A 17198-nucleotide genomic window follows, 5' to 3' on the forward strand; every position below is an offset into this window, starting at 1 on the left:
ATGAATTTAAAGGGGGGCTTATCTTTATGCCGAAAGAAATCTCAATCGAAGTTTATGGCGCTGATGCCGTCTGTGCGAGCTGTGTAAACGCACCTTCCTCCATCGATACTTACGAATGGTTGGAAGCTGCGATTTCACGCAAATACAAAGACCAGCCATTTTCAATTACTTATGTGGATATTGAGAAACCACAATCGGAAGAGCACCAAAAAGAATACGTCCAAAAAATACTGGACGATGAACTGTTTTATCCACTGGTCACCGTCGAAGGAGAAATTGTCGGTGAAGGGTACGTTCAGTTAAAGCCCGTTTACAAAGAACTTGAAAAACACGGATTTGCTTCGCAGTAAAAAGCGCTCAATTTGAGCGTTTTTTTATTGTGCCAATCCGGTTTCTTTTCTGCAGCTTCCTATTAATCAAGCAACGGCTTAAAAACTCTGTCAAAAAAACGGTCGACTGCATCGTACGTCAAAAGATATTCTTCCTCTTCCCCTTCAAAAGTGGCGATGGAGTATCCATCCTTGAACGATACTTTTCCAATCAGCTCTCTTTTATCTGCGACTCCTTTTAAGACCGCAATAAATCCCTCTTCGATTTTCAGCTCCAGTTTGTATTCAAACAGTTCAAAAAACCTTACTTTTTCTTTTTCCAGCTTAATGACGTGGACCACTTCCTCATCCATTGCATTGATATCATTCGTCAAGTCCCTGAAACGGTCCGTAAAAAAAGTGAACACGCCTTCAGCATCTGTAATTTTCCTGCTGGTGATCCGGTCTTTCACTTTTTGCGTCAGCAATGATTCCAACAAAATGAGTTCACCTGCCTCTCACTATAGACAATTTCGATAAAGAAAAAGGAATTCCTCTATTGCCTTTTCCTTGCACAAAATTTTTTCAAAATGAATGGCCCTTAACAAAAAAAGCTGCCAAGCAGGTATTCCCTGTATTGACAGCATCTTTTCTTACCCATTATGCCATTTGTACATCCATAAGACACCCGACTTCATCAAACGTGCAATACGCCCGGTGACTGTACGATCCGCCAAATAAGCAAAGCCCTGTTTCTTGCCGAGTGAGCCAAGAAATCCTTTCAGTTTGATCTCCGGCATGGTTTCAGGCAATGCTTCGCCTTTCCACTTTGTTCTGAGCACTTTGACGATTTGTTCTGCCTGCTCTTCGGCCAATTGCGCAGAAGGAGCCATTGGCAAAGCAGCACAGTCTCCTACCACATAGACATTCTCGTCATTCGGCAATTGATGGTATTGATTGATGACCACTCGTCCGCTGCCATCGCTTTCAAGGCCTAAATCCAATACCGGTTTCACCGGCTGGATTCCGGCTGTCCACACCACTGCATCGACCGGAATCGTCTCTTCGTGATTATATAGAAGATTCGGTTCCACTTTGGTGATGTTCGAGCTTGGAATCACATCTACATTGTTGTTATCAAACCACTTTTTCACGAAATTACTCAACCGTTCCGGAAAGTCACGCAGAATCCGCGGACTGCGGTCAAACAGCTTGATATTCAAATCTTTCCGGCTTTCCCGCAATTCACTTGCGAGCTCAATCCCGCTGAGACCTGCACCGACAACACCGACTACCGCCCCTGAAGGAAGACTCAGCAATGCCTGGTATGTCTTGCGCGAATTACCGATTGTTTGGATGCTGTACGTATATTCATCCGCTCCCGGCACATTATGGTATTTGTCTTCACAGCCCAAGCCAATCACCAAATCGTCATAGGGCACCCGCTGGCCATCTTCGAGCAAGACGCATTTTTCTTCCAAATCGATTTCCATGATCTCCCCATTAACCACGTTCAAACGTTCATGCTCAGGAAAAGGCACGCGTACATCCTGATCGGATTCCGTGCCGGCCGCCAATGCATAAAATTCGGTTTTCATACTGTGAAAAGGGGTCCGATCAATCAAGGTAATTTCCATGTCCTGAGGGAAGTTATTGGGCAATAAACGGAGCAGTATCCGCATATTGCCATATCCGCCACCAAGTAAGACTAATTTTTTCATAAATATCTCCTTTAACTCTTCTGTCTGCTGCTTTCTCAAATATGAGTATAGCTGATTGTGAGGACTTTCACAATGTTTTCTGCTGAAATCAAATAATTGACTCTCGCCGGTAAAAAAGGTAGGATTTCTTAGTAGCGAGGTGATTTAAATGAATCCGATTGTTGAATTTTGCATCAGCAATATCGCAAATGGTTCACAAGAATCTTTTGAAAAACTGGAACGGGACCCAAACCTGGATGTTCTGGAATATGGTTGTTTAAGTTACTGCACGAAATGTGCAGAATCATTATATGCCCTGGTCAACGGCGAAATTGTAGAAGCTGACAGCCCAGAAGAACTGACGCAGAAAGTGTATCAGTTTATAGAAGAAAACCCATTGTTTTAAGCCGTTGCCAAACGGCTTTTTTTATTTTGTCCGACTTTAAACTTTCAAGAAAGATAGATCTTCTACTATATAAGTAGGCTGCTGTTCTTTTTCCAGCACCTTTTCCATCGGTGTGACGCCCGTGTTGACATGAACGGTGTCCACTCCAAAATTCAGGCCGGCCAGTATGTCGGTTTCGTAATTATCTCCGATCATCACCATTTCGCTTTTGTCGTATCCGAACTCGTGGGAAATTGCTTCCAGCATATGCATCTCAGGCTTTCCAATATAGACTGGATCCACACCGGTGGATGCGGCAACCAATGTAGTAAACGCACCATTTCCTGGCAATAAGCCTCTTTCGGAAGGAAACGCCAAATCCCGGTTGGTCGATAAAAAGACTGCGCCATTGCGGATGTCGAGGCAAGCCTGGGCCAATTTCTCATAATTGATGGACGGATCGATTCCCATCAGTACAATATCTGCATCTTTTCCGACCCGTTCGATGCCTTCCTGCACCAATGCCTGTTCCAAACCTTCTGAACCGATCATATACACCGATTTGCCCGGATACCATCTCTTGATGTATTTTGCTGCGGCAATGGCCGATGACATGATGCGGGGCAGTTGCGCAGAAACGCCGAAACGGGCCAGTTTTTGCTTTAACTGCAGCTGTGTCATCGAAGCATTATTTGTCACAAAAAAAGGCTCAGTATTTTTTTGCTGCAACCGCCGGACAAATGAAACCGCTGAAGAAATGGGTTCTGTTCCCCGATACACTGTCCCATCCAAATCTACACAATAAGCTTTATATGTTTTCATTTTTCTTCTCCGGCATAAATGCTGAAACAGGTCCAAGTTCGTGCTCCAAATAATGTTCCACTTTCGGCCCAAATTTTTGCAAAGCCGTCTTATTCCTGTCAATCACTGTTATCAGTTTTCCATGGTCAACCTTCGTAAACTCACGGACCAGCATCTTCCGCAACCCGATTACTTCTTTCAACGGTTTGTCCATTTCCGCATCGATTACTTGTTCATCTGTCAAAATATCGATTATATCTTCATAACTTCCCGGATCACGCATGATAAAACCATCTATCATGGAATTTCCCACGTCAATGATCGATTCAACAATGTTATGCACCAAACGTTCCAATGCCAATTGCTCTGTAATACCAGCCCATTCCTGCTGGCTCTCGTACGCCTCCATTAACGACTTCATATAAGTGGTGGTTTCTGTTATTTTTGACCGGTCAATAAAATACATGATTTACCCTCCAATAATGCCTTGTTCTAATGATTTTTTCACTTCTATCATACCATAGAGGCAGGGAAAAACCCCCGCGCTCATGTATCCGCTTCGGGGGTTGTTTCTTCTGTTTTTTCTATTGTTTCTGTCTTCTGAGACACTTTTCCGACTTTCTTTATCACAAAGTAGGCACAGCCGAAATTGCAGTACTCATACAAATAATCCTGTAACGTACTTATTTTGGTATCATAGGTGGCTTTGTGGTTTGTGTCTTCAAAAAAGCCCTTGAGCCGCAACTGGCCATATCCCCAATCGCCTAATATATAATCATATTTTCCGAGGATTTCACTATACCGGCTAGCCAGGGCTTCTTCCTGAAGACCATCCCGGTAATTGATTATCACTTCGTAATTCCATTGATCTAGTGTAATCAAATTTCTCACCATCCATCAGCTGTTGGAAACAGCGTTTTGTTCTTCTCCCAGTCGTTGACGCTCCTTCGCGGCTGCATTTACCTGCTCATCGGCGTGGTAACTGCTCCGTACCAAAGGACCGGCCTCACAATGCGAGAATCCTTTTGTCATTGCGATTTCCCGCAACTCATTGAACTCTGCCGGTGAGTAGTATTTCAACACTTTCAAATGCTTTTTTGACGGCTGCAGATACTGGCCGATTGTCATAATGTCGACATCGTGGGCACGTAAATCATCCATGACTTCGATAATTTCTTCTTTCGTTTCCCCAAGACCGATCATCAGTGATGACTTGGTAGGGATTTCCGGCTGCAGTTCTTTTGAGCGCTTCAACAATTCGAGTGAACGGTCATACTTTGCACGTGCTCTGACTCTCGGAGTCAGGCGACGGACCGTCTCGATGTTATGATTCAGAATATCCGGCTTGGCATCCATCAGCATTTCCAGGTTCTCATATACTCCACCCATGTCTGATGGCAGAACTTCTATTGTCGTAAATGGATTTGCCCGTTTGATCGCCCGGATGGTTTCCGCGAAAACCGCTGCGCCTCCATCTTTCAAATCGTCTCTTGCCACTGCCGTGATGACAGCGTGTTTCAAATTCATCAATTGAACAGATTTTGCTACACGTTCCGGCTCATCCCAATCCAATTCGTTCGGCAATCCGGTTTTTACTGCGCAAAAACGGCATGCTCTTGTACAGACCGCTCCCAGAATCATAAAAGTGGCTGTTCTGCGCGTTCCCCAGCATTCATGAATGTTCGGGCATTTCGCTTCTTCGCACACGGTGTTCAAATTATTTTCCCGCATCATCTTTTTCAAATCGGTGTAGTTGTCATTTGTGTTCAATTTAATCTTTAACCAATCGGGTTTTCTTAGATGTTCCTGTTTTGTCGACATGCTCATCATCCCATTCTGTTTGGTTTTATGTATGTAGTAAATACCATATCAAATGTACCACAAAGAAATGGGAGTCACAAGGCAACTTTCCAGCTGCGGTGTTTTCAGGCAACAAAAAACCCGGAAACAAACTATCCCCGGGTTTTTGCGTATATTTTATTGGACTGCCTCTTTCTTCATGCAGCTTTTCGTTGTTTTCCTTTTCGAACTGCGTTAATAATACTTGCTGCCAAACCGCCCCAAATGATCAACATGCCGATGATCATGACTACAATCGCACTGCCTGTCATATGGTGAACCTCCTTTAGTTTTCTTCATCAAAGCGGGCATGGTCTTTATGCCATTTGCCGAGTGAGAACAAAATTCCGAGAATGAGTGCTGCAGCAGCTACAGCAACGCCACCGGTTAAGACGAACATATCGGAATAGCCTTCATAGTTTCCGGTTTCGGTGTCGAACTGCTGAAGAATATTCGTTCTCAGCAAGCCAAACATCATGTAACCGAGGACGATAGGCGTGATGACACCCAGACTGATTTTCCACCATCCGCCCAGTTGAATATCTGAAAGCGGATTCGCATGGTCTTTTAGGGTATCCAACTTCCGGAAAACCCATGCAATCATGATTACTTCCACCAAGCCAATTGCAGCTACTCCAAACTGGTTGATATAGTAATCGACCAAATCCAGGAAGAATAACCCGCCTTGTGTTGCGAATAAAATAGAGATCAGCGCTGCAAGGCCGCCACCAACCAAGACCGCTTTCGTGCGGGAAGTCCCAAATTTCTCGGAAATACCTGCCACATATGTTTCTGTGATTGACATCAGTGAAGTCAGGCCGGCAATCGTTAAAGATAAGAAGAACAAGACCCCGAAAAGTCCATTGAATCCTGGAAATTCATTGATGATGGCTGGAAATACCACAAATGCCAAACCGACACCCGCTGTCGCAACATCTGCCACTGCGTCACCTGATTGAGCAGCCATGAACCCAAGTACTGCGAATACACCTATACCAGCCAGCAATTCAAAGCTGGAGTTTGCAAAGCCGGTGATAAATGCGTTATTCGTAATATCCGATTTTTTCGGCAAATAACTGGAGTACGTAATCATAATCGCAAAGGCGATCGATAAACTGAAGAAAATATGCCCGTAGGCTGCCACCCAAACCGACGGGTCCATAATGGCATCAAAATTCGGTTCGAAGAAAGCGGTCAATCCAAGTCCCGCTCCTTCCAGAGTTACTGCACGAATGACAATGATCAGGAAAATGACAACCAGTGTCGGAATGAAAATACGGTTTGCCGCTTCGATTCCTCTTTTAACACCGGCAGCCAAAATTCCGAGTGTGATAATCCAGACAATCGCCAGTGGGATAAAAATCCCCCACACGATGGAACCGGTTTGCCCCGGTTCAACAGTTAACTGCAGAAAATCGGAAAACAGAAAGGTTTCCGTATCCGTTCCCCATGCCTGGTTAATTGAAAAGATCGTATAGCGCATCGCCCATGCGATGATGACCGCGTAATAAACGGAAATGACAAACGAGACGAGTATCGCCCACCATCCCATCCATTCGAGTTTTTTACCGCTCATCCGGAAAAACGACAAAGGCGCTGATCCACGGTATTTGTGCCCAATGGTGAATTCCAAAATAAGAATCGGGATCCCTGCGGTTAACAGAGCGAATAAGTACGGTATAAAAAATGCTCCTCCACCATTGTCGTAGGCCACATACGGAAAACGCCAAATGTTCCCCAATCCTACTGCCGAACCGACAGCGGCCATAATAAACCCAGCTCGCGTGCCCCATGTCGAACGTTCCATTATTTCTCCCCCTTTGTTTTTTCCCAATTTTCTAGCAGAAAAGTAGGAAGTTTGTTTCTATTCAGATAATTTGTTACTTTAAGCATAGTATACCGATGCTAATGTCTTAAGTAAAGACAGTTTCTGAAATATTTTCAGATGATTTTTCGCAGCAAAAAAGCGGAGAACAAAGTTCTCCGCTTTCTGTCAGCGTGTATTGGCTTGTTTTTCAAGAAGAGTTGTGCGTTTTGACCAACCCACAAACAGCAGCAAAAGGATAATCGCCACTGCTCCAAGGGACCAGCCCAACGATTCAGTGATGCCCATGACAATATACCCGACTGAAGCAATGGCTGCTGCAAGAAGCGCATACGGCAATTGCGTCACGACATGGTCCATATGGTTGCTGCCAGCTCCTGTGGAAGATAAGATTGTCGTGTCTGAAATCGGTGAGCAATGATCACCGAAAACAGCTCCGGCCAACACGGCCGACAACGCCGGCAATAATAATTCAGGTTCTGCCTGTGCCATGATTGTTCCGGCAATCGGCAGGAGAATCCCGAAAGACCCCCAGGAAGTGCCTGTCGAGAAAGCCATGACTCCCGCAAGGAGAAACAGCAGAACCGGCAGAACGGCTGTCGGCATGTTGGATGCAGTAACGACACCGGCAAGGTATTCTCCCGTCTCCAAGCCGGCGATCAGATACGTCAGCGACCAGGCAAAAATCAATATCAATACAGCTCCTGTCATCGATTTGATTCCTGCCCAAATGCCTTTGCCAATCCAGCCGGCATTCGCTGTTTTATTCACTTTCATTTGCATCAAGTAAAGGACGATGGAAGTGATGGCCCCAAGAAGACCACCCACGAGAAGAGACAATGGAACATCGGTACTTTCAAAAATCAGCCAGATGTCAAAAACCTGTCCGGCGTTTTGGTAGCCTGTCCAAATCATTGCCGCTACAGTGCCGGCAATCAACAGCAAGATCGGCAAAAGAAGATCCCGTACCCGTCCATGTGAATGGCTTGGAAATTCTTCTTTCAATTCCCCCGGAATTATTTTTTCGGGATCGAACAACTGACCGTTTTCAATCGCCGCCTTTTCATGTTTCTTCATTTCTCCAAAGTCAACATCGCGAATGGCCACAAAGAAGACGATGGCCAAAGCGGCAATTACATAAAAATTCATCGGAGCCATCCACAAGAATGCTTCCAGCGCCGAATATTCCACAAAAGTCTGTCCAGCCAGAATCGTCGCAATCATTCCGATGATGGCTGCTCCCCAACTGGATACGGGAGAAACGACGCAGACAGGCGCTGCAGTGGAGTCGATAAAGTAAGCCAGTTTTGCTCTTGAAACTTTGTAGCGGTCGGTAATGGGACGGGCCACCTGACCGACTGTCAATGCATTGAAATAGTCGTCGATAAAAATCACGATACCCAGAAAAACCGTGAGTACTTTCGCTCCCCTCCTGGACTTAACGCGGGTGGTTGCCCATTCTGCAAAGGCGTGACTGCCTCCAGACAAGCTGACAAAGGCTGTAATGACGCCAAGCAATAATAAGAACAAAATGATGAAGACGTTGTATGCATTAAATCCTTCATCCCAGAAAGTCACCGCAAAAGAAGTAAAGAGTTCCTGCAATGCCTCCAGCGGCGAAAAAGAAGTCAGGATGAATGCCGCCACGACGATACCTGTACCAAGCGACAACAATACCTTCCGCGTCAATAACACCATGACGATCGCAATAATGGGCGGCAGTATCGAAAAAATCGTGTTTTCCATGTTATGATTCCTCCAGTCTCTTTCGGGTAGAGAAGCAAAAAAGGCTGACGTCTCCAAGCGGATACATCAGCCTTCTACAATTCGTTTGTGTGGTCGAACCCTCAAACAAGCCTGTAGCTCACCATTTATGCGTGCATAAATGACAGTGACATCCTTATTCAAGATGCCCCCAGCCTGTCTTCCTTTTGACGGAGGAACACAAGCTTCGGCAAAACTCCCTTTCAGATGCGTTTTCTTTCGTCATATGAGCGCATCTTACTGATCAGCCCTGCAGCCTCTACCCAGAAATATATAATTCCCTGTTAGCATAGCCCACGTCTGTTTCAAAATCAAGCCTCTTTCAATTTCGTAAAATATTCTTTTTATTCTATTGTTATATAAATGGGTGGTGTCCACGAACCAGCGTCGCTTTCGGTCCACAAGGCGCAGGCACGCAGCCGTTGAACAGGACATCCTGTTGTCAGCAGCCAGAAATTGCGCGAGGGATTCTTTGCTTTTTTCATAGAAAAACCAGTTACAGGATATGACAAAGCTTCATTTCAGGGCTTTACTGTGGAAGAAATCACTGAATACGTCCCGCAGAAACTCGGGCATGAAATAGGTTTTTTTCGCCCGCTTTAACGACGGGAAAAAATAACCAAAAGTGAACAGATCCAAAGTGGCTAAACGATAGATTTTGTCATGGATGAGGAGCTGATCGCCGATATACAGGCGTCGATCGACCATCTTCAGGTTAATGTGGACGATTTTCCCAAAAATTACGCCGCGAAAGCCCATTCCTTTAAGTTCCAGGTGAGGCCAATCTTCATTTAAGGATTGAAGATAGATTTCTTTCAATTCGGCGCCACTCAATTCCACCAAACAGGGATTGATCGGATGCGGCAGCATTCTATGGAAATCATAACTTGTCACTTCTCCCTGCGGCATCCCTTCCACGAAAATACCTGCATTAAACAAAGCACAATCCGCTTTCATCAGTTCCATCAGCGATTGGCCAAACAGTTCAGCCAACTGCGAATGTCCGAACCATTCCGCCCTTAATGGTTCTTCGTTGTAAAAGACTATGTCATTCATCTGCTGCTTCCCTTGTTCCAAAAGCGAATCGTTATAGGAATCATCGATCGCATGAAGGTTCGCTGTTTCAATCAAATAAGCGGTTTTTGACTGGTCTGCCAGGTCAATGGTGATATGACCGATATAATAACCGAACTTTCCAGCCGCCCCCAGTAAAGTCTTTCCGATTTCTTTCCCTTTTTGGAATATATGATGTGTATGCGCACCAAGTAAAACATCGATATCAGGGCACAGTTCCGCCAGGTATTCATCTTCTTTGATCCCCAGATGCGACAGACAAATGATCAAATCCGTCCGGTCTTTGATTTCCTCCACCGCTTGAAGGACGGCTTCTTTTCCATCGGTCAATTGCCAGCCGAGGCGTTTATAGAACGGTGTGAAATCCGCTGTGGCTCCCACCAGGCCAATGCGGGTGCCTCCAGTGGTTTTGATGATCTGATAGGGCTTTGCCCATTCCGGCCGGTCACCTTTCTGATCAAACAGGTTTCCTACAATCACATCAAAATCTGCCTGTACATACAAATCGTTCAATTCTTCTTTTGATAAAGTGATGCCTTCGTTATTTCCGATGGTCACCGCATCGTAAACTGCCTCATTCAGCATCTCGACATTGCCTTTTCCTGCAGTCCCTTCCGTAAAAGGATGCGAGCGGTCAACATGATCCCCGATGTCAAGAACCAGGCACGCATCTCCTTCTTCTTCATGCCAGCGTCTCCGTTCTTTCAATAACGCTTTGATCTTCGGCCAGTTGGCGAAGTGGCTGTGCAAATCATTTGTATGATAAATATGAATCACTTCACTCACAATAATACACCTCTTTAGGAACTGAATAATCCTTCATATATCGAACGTAAGCCGAACACAATCAGTGCCAGGCGTAAAATCATCACCAGGGTTTCAGATTTGAGTCTGCTGTTGAGGGCTGCGCCTATTTTTGCCCCGATATAGGCTCCGGGTACAACCACCAATGTATAGATCCAGGGCACATTGCCCAACGAAATGTGGGTCACTGAATTGACAATGGCGGACAAAAAGACCATGAGCATTGATGTTCCCACTGCTACATGAGGCGGGAACAAAAACAACAATATCATGGCAGGCACAATAATCGAACCGCCACCAATCCCAAACAAGCCGGAAGCGAGGCCGACAAAAAACGTCAGCAACAATGCAAACCAAATGGGGTATCCATAAATATACTCTTTCTTCATATTGTCCGTAAAGCTATACGTTTTCCCGTTTTCCACGAACCAACGGACAGCGGGAAGCTTGTTTCTGACCATCAATAAAACCGCCAGAAATACCATTAAAAGACCAAAATATAAATTGAAAGAAGGCAAATCCAGGCCTTTGTTGATAAATGCACCGACAATAGTTCCAGGGGCACTTCCCAGAAAGAAGATAAATGCGCTGCGGTAATCCACCGTTTTAACTTTCATATAAGCCAAAGTTGAAGACAGGCCTGTGAAAATCATCATCACAACGGACAAACCGACAATTTTCTGGGGGGATAGCTCAGGAAAAAAAGCATAGGTAGTTCCCAGAAACAATAAGGAAGGAACTAGGATCACGCCTCCTCCCAGGCCGATCAACGATCCGACCACGCCTGCCACCAACCCGACAAAGGCCATTAAAAAGAATTCCATCAAAATCCTCCTTCGAACAAGTCCATCTGTTTCGAAGAAAGGCCTTCAAACTCCAGTTCATTCATCTGCTGGAACTCCTTTGCGTCGCCCGCCGCATGGCCACCGGAATTATTATTGAAGATGACATAGACCTGATCGACGCTTTTGTTTAAAGACTGAACCGCCCGGCTGATTTCTGCAAGTTCCTGCTGGTTGTAGTCATATAAATAGCGCACTTCCCGCCATTTTTGGGCGTTTCCGGGATTGAGCCAACCGTGGACATTGCGGCCGTGGAGACGGACCAGTACTTTGTCTTTCCGCGAAGGAATCGGCACAAATGGAATGGACCCTTCTCCTGCCTGAGGCTCATCACAGACAGAATGAATCAGGTTGTGGTCGGTTAAAAAATCAATGGTTTTTTCTTTCAAATCAGGCGCATACCAGGATTGGTGCCTGAATTCCACGGCCACGTCAAACTCGTGCAGCTTACCGGCCGCCTCTTTGAGCTGTTCAACATTTTCTTTCGTACAATCGAACCAGGGCGGAAATTGCAACAGCACCATCGCCAATTTCCCGGCTTCTTTTAATGGACGTATCGACCGGATGTAGGCCTCAAACATCGCTTCCCTGCTTTCAAACGGATTTTCGCCCCTTTGATGGCCGGTCATTCCCTGATACGCCTTTACGACGAATTGAAAAGCTTCCGGCGTTTCTTCTATCCACTTCCGAATGTTGCGCTCCGGTTGCACCGCATAAAATGAGGAATCCAATTCGACGATCGGAAAATGAGCACTGTAGTCAATCAGCTTTTCTGTTTTCTTTGACCCCGGACTATAGACATCGGGGTGGTCGCCCCAGCCCGTTAACCCAACGTATATCATCGTTCTGCCTCCAATACCGTTATTATTTCATGATAGCATAGAAAAAATGGAACGTCCTTTTTTAAAGGCGTTCTTTACAGGTACGGTGATTTTTTCGCAAAACCCATCCTCTTCTGCCCGGTTCCCGTTTCCGGAATAGACATTTTCTTTAGGAGTTTTTATGAAAGCTTGTTGAAAAACGCATCAAAATAACCTTTGGCATCCCCACAGGACGCCAAAGGTTATTTGTTTGCTGCCTTTTCGTTTCAATTTCTTAGAACAATCCGCCGAGGCCTCCGCCGCCAAGCTTGGATTTCGCAGTTTCCATCAGCTCGTTCTTTTCGTTTTCATCAATTTTTCCATCCGCATAAGCTTCTTTGACTTGTCCGATTATTTCTTTCGCCTGGCTCATGTCCGCATTACTGATTTTTTCTTTCAACGCATCAAATGTTTGACTCATTTGCAAAAAACCTCCTCGAATTATCTCTTCGTAAGTTGTATACCCTCTGCGTGAATTATGAAACTGCACCGTCTTGCTGGACCGCGCCACTTATAGGAAGCCGCAGCAGAATAAAACCAGCGTAATGAAAAATCCAACCATAAAAATAGCCCTTAGCATGAACTGAGTCATGCCAAGGGCTTGATAGCTTATTAACCGATTGAACCTTCCATTTCAAACTTGATAAGACGGTTCATTTCAACTGCATATTCCATCGGCAGTTCTTTCGTGAATGGCTCGATAAAGCCCATGACGATCATTTCTGTCGCTTCCTGCTCAGAAACACCACGGCTCATCAGATAGAACAGTTGCTCTTCGGATACTTTTGAAACTTTCGCTTCGTGCTCCAATGAAACATTGTCATTCATGATTTCATTGTAAGGAATCGTATCGGAAGTTGATTGGTTGTCCATGATCAGCGTATCGCATTCGATGTTCGAACGAGCACCGTCTGCTTTGCGTCCGAAACGGACAATTCCGCGATATGATACTTTCCCGCCTTGCTTCGAAATGGATTTCGAAACAATCGAAGAAGAAGTATTCGGAGCCAAGTGAATCATTTTCGCTCCTGCATCCTGGTGCTGTCCTTTCCCTGCGATTGCAATGGAAAGTGTCATTCCGCGGGCGCCTTCGCCGCGCAGGTAGACAGCCGGGTATTTCATGGTGAGTTTAGAGCCGATGTTGCCGTCGATCCATTCCATTGTGCCGTTGGCATCAACGAAAGCACGCTTTGTCACCAGGTTATACACGTTATTTGCCCAGTTTTGGATGGTTGTATAACGGCAATACGCATCTTTTTTCACGATGATTTCAACGACTGCCGAGTGCAGTGAGTTAGTTGTGTAAACTGGAGCTGTACAGCCTTCCACGTAGTGAACGCTTGCGCCTTCGTCTACAATAATCAGCGTGCGTTCAAACTGCCCCATATTTTCCGAGTTGATCCGGAAATAGGCTTGAAGCGGAGACTCCACTTTTACACCCGGTGGAACATAGATGAAAGATCCACCTGACCAAACTGCTGTGTTCAATGCCGCAAACTTATTGTCTGCTGCTGGAATAACCGTTTGGAAGTTTTCTCTGAACAAGTCTTCGTTTTCACGAAGTGCCGCATCTGTATCTTTAAAGATGATGCCCATGTCTTCAAGTTCAACTTTCATGTTGTGGTACACAACTTCCGACTCGTACTGAGCTGAAACACCTGCCAAGTATTTTTGTTCTGCTTCGGGAATTCCCAATTTGTCAAACGTCTGTTTGATTTCGTCAGGAACTTCATCCCATGAAGTCTGGCTTGCTTCTGATGGTTTCACGTAATACGTGATTTCATCAAAATCAAGAGCTCCTAAGTCGCCGCCCCATTGTGGCATAGGCATGGAATAAAACAATTTAAGAGCTTTCAAACGTGAATCGAGCATCCACTCAGGTTCTTCTTTGATTTTCGAGATTTCTCTGACAATATCTTCTGTCAAGCCACGCTGTGATCTGAAAATCGATACGTCTTTATCATGAAACCCATATTTGTAATCGCCGATTTCTGGCATTTTTTTAGCCATCGTCGTTCCTCCGTTCTAAGTTACGATTTTTCTTCGTTTTGTACACCTTTTTCCATGGCTTTCCATGCAAGTGTGGCACATTTGATCCGTGCAGGAAACTGGGAGACGCCCTGCAATGCTTCGATATCCCCTAAATCGATCGAATCATCATACTCTTTGCCGAGCATCATGTCAGAAAACGTTTTGGACAATCGAAGTGCTGTCTCCACGTCTTTTCCTTTGACTGCCTGGGTCATCATGGAAGCTGAAGCCATGGAAATGGAACAGCCTTCACCATCAAACTTGGCATCTTTGACAATGCCTTCCTCGACTTGAAGCGTCAGTTGAATACGATCGCCACAAGTCGGATTGTTCATTTCGATATTGATGTTGTCGTTTTCAAGTGAACCTTTGTTCCGTGGTGTTTTGTAATGGTCCATAATGACTTGGCGATAAAGTTGATCCAAATTATTAAAAGACATCGCTAAAATACTCCTTTGCAGAACGCAAACCTTCCACCAGACGGTCTACATCCGCCTCGTTATTGTAAAGATAGAAACTTGCGCGTGCTGTAGCAGTAACATCCAGCCATTTCATCAACGGCTGAGCACAATGGTGACCTGCACGGACCGCGATCCCGCTCATGTCCAGCACCGTTGCAACATCGTGTGGATGCACTTCTTTCAGATTAAAGGTGACAATCCCTGCCCGTTTGCCCGGGTCTTTGGGTCCGTAAATGTCGAGGCCCTTAATCTGCTGCATTTCATTCATTGCATAAGCTGCCATTTCATGTTCATGTTTTTCTATTTCATTGAGGCCGATTTCATTGAGAAAATCGATGGCCGCTCCCAAAGCGACAGCACCTGCAATAATCGGTGTTCCGCCTTCAAATTTCCACGGAAGTTCTTTCCAGGTCGAGTCGTACAAGCCGACGAAATCAATCATTTCACCGCCGAATTCGACCGGTTCCATATTGTTCAATAAGGCTTTCTTGCCGTACATGACACCGATGCCTGTTGGACCGCACATCTTATGTCCTGAAAAGGCAAAGAAATCACAATCCAGCTGCTGCACATCAATCTTCAGATGAGGAGCTGCCTGAGCTCCGTCCACTACAAGAACTGCTCCATTCTCATGGGCAATCTGCGCAACTTCTTTCACTGGATTCATGGTCCCCAATACATTCGACACGTATACCATCGAAACAATTTTCGTCCGTTCCGTCACGGCCGCGCGCACTTGTTCCAATGAAATCGTTCCATCTTCTTCAAGTTCCACGTATTTCAAAATAGCTCCGCGTTCTTTGGCCAATTGCTGCCACGGAATGATGTTGGAATGATGCTCCATATAGGTGATGACAATTTCGTCACCTTCTTCTACATTGGCTCTTCCGTAACTTTGGGCAATTGTATTGATGGCGGTCGTAGTGCCCCGTACAAAGACAATTTCTTCTGTTGAATCGGCATTGATGAATTTTTGGACTTTTTCGCGTGCACCTTCGTAATGTTCGGTAGCCCGGTTGCCGAGCGTATGAACGCCCCGATGCACATTCGAATTGTCGAATTCATAATACTTTTTCAATGCTTCGATCACTTGGACAGGCTTTTGAGAAGTTGCTGCGCTGTCCAGATAAACGAGCGGATGCCCGTTGATTTCCTGATTCAATATTGGGAAATAGCTCTTTATCTCTTGATTGATCATTAGCGGACTTTCCTTTCGATAACCTCCGTCAATTGCTTTTTAACGCCTTCGATTGGCAGCACGTTTACAACCGGTGCCAGGAAGCCGTGAATAACAAGACGTTCAGCTTCTTGTTTTGTGATTCCGCGGCTCATCAAGTAATAGAGCTGCAATGGATCGACTCTTCCGACTGAAGCTGCGTGTCCTGCAGTTACATCATCTTCATCGATCAACAAAATCGGATTGGCATCGCCACGGGCTCCAGGGCTCAGCATCAAGACGCGCGATTCCTGTTCCGCATTCGCTTTTGTCGCTCCATGTTCGATTTTGCCGATACCATTGAAAATGGAAGAAGCGGAATCTTTCATGACGCCATGCTTCAGGATTTGGCCGTCTGAGTTTTTACCCCAGTGAATGACTTGTGTCGTAAAGTTCTGTTTTTGTGATCCGCGGCCAACGACCACCGTTTTCGTGTCGCCGACAGAATTGTCGCCGATCAAATAAGTGGTGTTGTCTGAAATCGTGTCGCTGTCGTTCATCATGCCAAGCGCCCATTCGATTTGTGCATCACGGGCAGCAACTCCACGCCGGTTCACATAAGTGGTGAAACCTTTTGCGAGTACATCTACAGCTCCGTAAGTGACTTGTGCATTGTCTTGTGCAAAGACTTCTGACACAATATTGGCCAATCCTTTGGCTTCAGGCACAGTCGAGAAATAATTTTCTACATACGTGACTTTACTGCTTGTATCCGCAACCACCAATACGTGGTTAAAGAGAGAAGCGTTTTCGTCATCGTGCAGGAAAACCACTTGAATCGGATCTTCGATCACTACGTTTTTCGGAACATAGAGGAAGACGCCGCCATTCAGAAGCGCTGCATGAAGTGCCGTCAATTTGTGCTCTTCGGCTTTCACCGCTTCTGTCATGAAATATTTGCCCACTAATTCGCTGTGTTCGCGAATCGCTGTGAATATATCCGTAAGAATTACACCTTTCTCTTTCAAATCTTCAGAAAGAGCTGTATAAGCCGGTGTATTGTTGTGCTGTATATAAAGGTTTTTCTGGTCTAAATCAACGACCGACTTCACTTCTTCCGGAAGTTCTTCCAGTGAAGAATAAGTCGAACTTTCTGTCGCATGGACAGGAAATTCAGTGAAATTCCAATTGATGATTTTTGTTTTATCCGGTTTCGGCAATGGCAACGCTTCTGCAGCCGCCAGGGCCTTCACACGCAGTTCAGTAAATTCTTCCGGTTCTGATTTCGAAGCCGAGAAGGAGCGCACGTCCTGCTCGGTCATTTTCTTGTTTGTTTCAACCGTCACGG

The 17198-nt window shown here is 45.4% G+C and carries 19 protein-coding genes and 1 riboswitch; of the genes, 2 read left to right on the forward strand and 17 right to left on the reverse strand.

The genetic code is table 11. From position 1 onward, the window contains the following. Positions 1-26: 26 nt before the first annotated feature. Complete coding sequence (locus EEX84_RS09395; RefSeq protein WP_123165384.1) at positions 27-350, forward strand: YuzD family protein; 324 nt, start codon at positions 27-29, stop codon at positions 348-350. Between the two features lie 62 nt (positions 351-412). On the opposite strand, the gene EEX84_RS09400 is transcribed toward EEX84_RS09395, so the two are convergent. Continuing rightward, complete coding sequence (locus tag EEX84_RS09400; protein ID WP_123165385.1) at positions 413-808, reverse strand: hypothetical protein; 396 nt, start codon at positions 806-808, stop codon at positions 413-415. A 153-nt stretch (positions 809-961) separates the two neighbouring features. Then, positions 962-2029 carry an NAD(P)/FAD-dependent oxidoreductase gene (locus tag EEX84_RS09405; protein WP_123165386.1) on the reverse strand — a complete coding sequence of 356 codons (1068 nt, stop codon included), beginning with the start codon at positions 2027-2029 and terminating at the stop codon, positions 962-964. Between the two features lie 148 nt (positions 2030-2177). On the opposite strand from EEX84_RS09405, the gene EEX84_RS09410 reads away from it, so the two are divergent. Beyond that, on the forward strand, positions 2178-2414 hold the full coding sequence (locus tag EEX84_RS09410; protein ID WP_123165387.1) for a YuzB family protein: 237 nt from the start codon (positions 2178-2180) through the stop codon (positions 2412-2414). A 36-nt stretch (positions 2415-2450) separates the two neighbouring features. On the opposite strand, the gene EEX84_RS09415 is transcribed toward EEX84_RS09410, so the two are convergent. The 15 genes from EEX84_RS09415 to sufD form a co-directional block, all read right to left on the reverse strand. Then, the gene (locus EEX84_RS09415) at positions 2451-3215 is read right to left on the reverse strand and encodes a TIGR01457 family HAD-type hydrolase (protein ID WP_123165388.1); all 765 of its coding nucleotides are present in this window, start codon (positions 3213-3215) and stop codon (positions 2451-2453) included. After that, positions 3202-3660, reverse strand: a complete 459-nt coding sequence (gene hepT / locus EEX84_RS09420) for a type VII toxin-antitoxin system HepT family RNase toxin (protein ID WP_123165389.1) — start codon at positions 3658-3660, stop codon at positions 3202-3204. The genes EEX84_RS09415 and hepT overlap by 14 nt, the downstream gene beginning before the upstream one ends. An 80-nt stretch (positions 3661-3740) precedes the next feature. Further along, entirely contained in the window at positions 3741-4076 is a 336-nt protein-coding gene (locus EEX84_RS09425) for a YutD family protein (protein ID WP_123165542.1), read from the reverse strand. Positions 4077-4091: 15 nt separating this feature from the next. Next, the gene (lipA, locus tag EEX84_RS09430) at positions 4092-5015 is read right to left on the reverse strand and encodes a lipoyl synthase (RefSeq protein WP_123165390.1); all 924 of its coding nucleotides are present in this window, start codon (positions 5013-5015) and stop codon (positions 4092-4094) included. Positions 5016-5191: 176 nt separating this feature from the next. Next, on the reverse strand, positions 5192-5305 hold the full coding sequence (locus EEX84_RS09435; RefSeq protein WP_123165391.1) for a methionine/alanine import family NSS transporter small subunit: 114 nt from the start codon (positions 5303-5305) through the stop codon (positions 5192-5194). Between the two features lie 14 nt (positions 5306-5319). Beyond that, positions 5320-6840 (reverse strand): sodium-dependent transporter, encoded by a 1521-nt coding sequence (locus EEX84_RS09440; RefSeq protein ID WP_123165392.1) that lies wholly within the window; start codon positions 6838-6840, stop codon positions 5320-5322. Between the two features lie 186 nt (positions 6841-7026). Beyond that, positions 7027-8604, reverse strand: coding sequence for a Na+/H+ antiporter NhaC family protein (locus EEX84_RS09445; RefSeq protein WP_123165393.1), 1578 nt, complete (start codon positions 8602-8604; stop codon positions 7027-7029). A gap of 106 nt (positions 8605-8710) precedes the next feature. Further along, positions 8711-8892, reverse strand: a riboswitch (Lysine riboswitch). Positions 8893-9138: 246 nt separating this feature from the next. After that, on the reverse strand, positions 9139-10482 hold the full coding sequence (locus EEX84_RS09450; RefSeq protein ID WP_123165394.1) for a bifunctional metallophosphatase/5'-nucleotidase: 1344 nt from the start codon (positions 10480-10482) through the stop codon (positions 9139-9141). A 14-nt stretch (positions 10483-10496) separates the two neighbouring features. Further along, positions 10497-11324, reverse strand: coding sequence for a sulfite exporter TauE/SafE family protein (locus EEX84_RS09455; RefSeq protein WP_123165395.1), 828 nt, complete (start codon positions 11322-11324; stop codon positions 10497-10499). Continuing rightward, positions 11324-12184, reverse strand: a complete 861-nt coding sequence (locus EEX84_RS09460) for a DUF72 domain-containing protein (RefSeq protein ID WP_123165396.1) — start codon at positions 12182-12184, stop codon at positions 11324-11326. The genes EEX84_RS09455 and EEX84_RS09460 overlap by 1 nt, the downstream gene beginning before the upstream one ends. Before the next feature lie 253 nt (positions 12185-12437). After that, entirely contained in the window at positions 12438-12623 is a 186-nt protein-coding gene (locus EEX84_RS09465) for a hypothetical protein (RefSeq protein WP_123165397.1), read from the reverse strand. A 191-nt stretch (positions 12624-12814) separates the two neighbouring features. Further along, a complete protein-coding gene (gene sufB, locus EEX84_RS09470; protein WP_123165398.1) occupies positions 12815-14212 on the reverse strand; it encodes a Fe-S cluster assembly protein SufB in 1398 nt (465 codons plus the stop codon). Between the two features lie 20 nt (positions 14213-14232). Further along, positions 14233-14673, reverse strand: a complete 441-nt coding sequence (sufU, locus tag EEX84_RS09475; RefSeq protein ID WP_123165399.1) for a Fe-S cluster assembly sulfur transfer protein SufU — start codon at positions 14671-14673, stop codon at positions 14233-14235. Beyond that, complete coding sequence (locus tag EEX84_RS09480; protein ID WP_123165400.1) at positions 14663-15892, reverse strand: cysteine desulfurase; 1230 nt, start codon at positions 15890-15892, stop codon at positions 14663-14665. Before EEX84_RS09480 ends, sufU begins: the two co-directional genes overlap by 11 nt. Beyond that, entirely contained in the window at positions 15892-17196 is a 1305-nt protein-coding gene (gene sufD / locus EEX84_RS09485; protein WP_123165401.1) for a Fe-S cluster assembly protein SufD, read from the reverse strand. The genes EEX84_RS09480 and sufD overlap by 1 nt, the downstream gene beginning before the upstream one ends. Positions 17197-17198 lie beyond the last annotated feature (2 nt).

Origin of the sequence: Planococcus salinus, from assembly GCF_003719725.1 — a bacterium.
GTDB classification, from domain to species: domain Bacteria; phylum Bacillota; class Bacilli; order Bacillales_A; family Planococcaceae; genus Planococcus; species Planococcus salinus.

What these genes read in the sequence shown, in the direction of transcription:
- EEX84_RS09395 (WP_123165384.1), top strand. Translation starts at nt 27, where the DNA reads ATGCCGAAAGAAATCTCAATCGAAGTTTATGGCGCTGATGCCGTCTGT.
- EEX84_RS09405 (WP_123165386.1), bottom strand. Translation starts at nt 2,029, where the DNA reads ATGAAAAAATTAGTCTTACTTGGTGGCGGATATGGCAATATGCGGATA.
- EEX84_RS09410 (WP_123165387.1), top strand. Translation starts at nt 2,178, where the DNA reads ATGAATCCGATTGTTGAATTTTGCATCAGCAATATCGCAAATGGTTCA.
- EEX84_RS09415 (WP_123165388.1), bottom strand. Translation starts at nt 3,215, where the DNA reads ATGAAAACATATAAAGCTTATTGTGTAGATTTGGATGGGACAGTGTAT.
- hepT (WP_123165389.1), bottom strand. Translation starts at nt 3,660, where the DNA reads ATGTATTTTATTGACCGGTCAAAAATAACAGAAACCACCACTTATATG.
- lipA (WP_123165390.1), bottom strand. Translation starts at nt 5,015, where the DNA reads ATGTCGACAAAACAGGAACATCTAAGAAAACCCGATTGGTTAAAGATT.
- EEX84_RS09435 (WP_123165391.1), bottom strand. Translation starts at nt 5,305, where the DNA reads ATGACAGGCAGTGCGATTGTAGTCATGATCATCGGCATGTTGATCATT.
- EEX84_RS09440 (WP_123165392.1), bottom strand. Translation starts at nt 6,840, where the DNA reads ATGGAACGTTCGACATGGGGCACGCGAGCTGGGTTTATTATGGCCGCT.
- EEX84_RS09445 (WP_123165393.1), bottom strand. Translation starts at nt 8,604, where the DNA reads ATGGAAAACACGATTTTTTCGATACTGCCGCCCATTATTGCGATCGTC.
- EEX84_RS09455 (WP_123165395.1), bottom strand. Translation starts at nt 11,324, where the DNA reads ATGGAATTCTTTTTAATGGCCTTTGTCGGGTTGGTGGCAGGCGTGGTC.
- EEX84_RS09460 (WP_123165396.1), bottom strand. Translation starts at nt 12,184, where the DNA reads ATGATATACGTTGGGTTAACGGGCTGGGGCGACCACCCCGATGTCTAT.
- EEX84_RS09465 (WP_123165397.1), bottom strand. Translation starts at nt 12,623, where the DNA reads ATGAGTCAAACATTTGATGCGTTGAAAGAAAAAATCAGTAATGCGGAC.
- sufB (WP_123165398.1), bottom strand. Translation starts at nt 14,212, where the DNA reads ATGGCTAAAAAAATGCCAGAAATCGGCGATTACAAATATGGGTTTCAT.
- sufU (WP_123165399.1), bottom strand. Translation starts at nt 14,673, where the DNA reads ATGTCTTTTAATAATTTGGATCAACTTTATCGCCAAGTCATTATGGAC.
- EEX84_RS09480 (WP_123165400.1), bottom strand. Translation starts at nt 15,892, where the DNA reads ATGATCAATCAAGAGATAAAGAGCTATTTCCCAATATTGAATCAGGAA.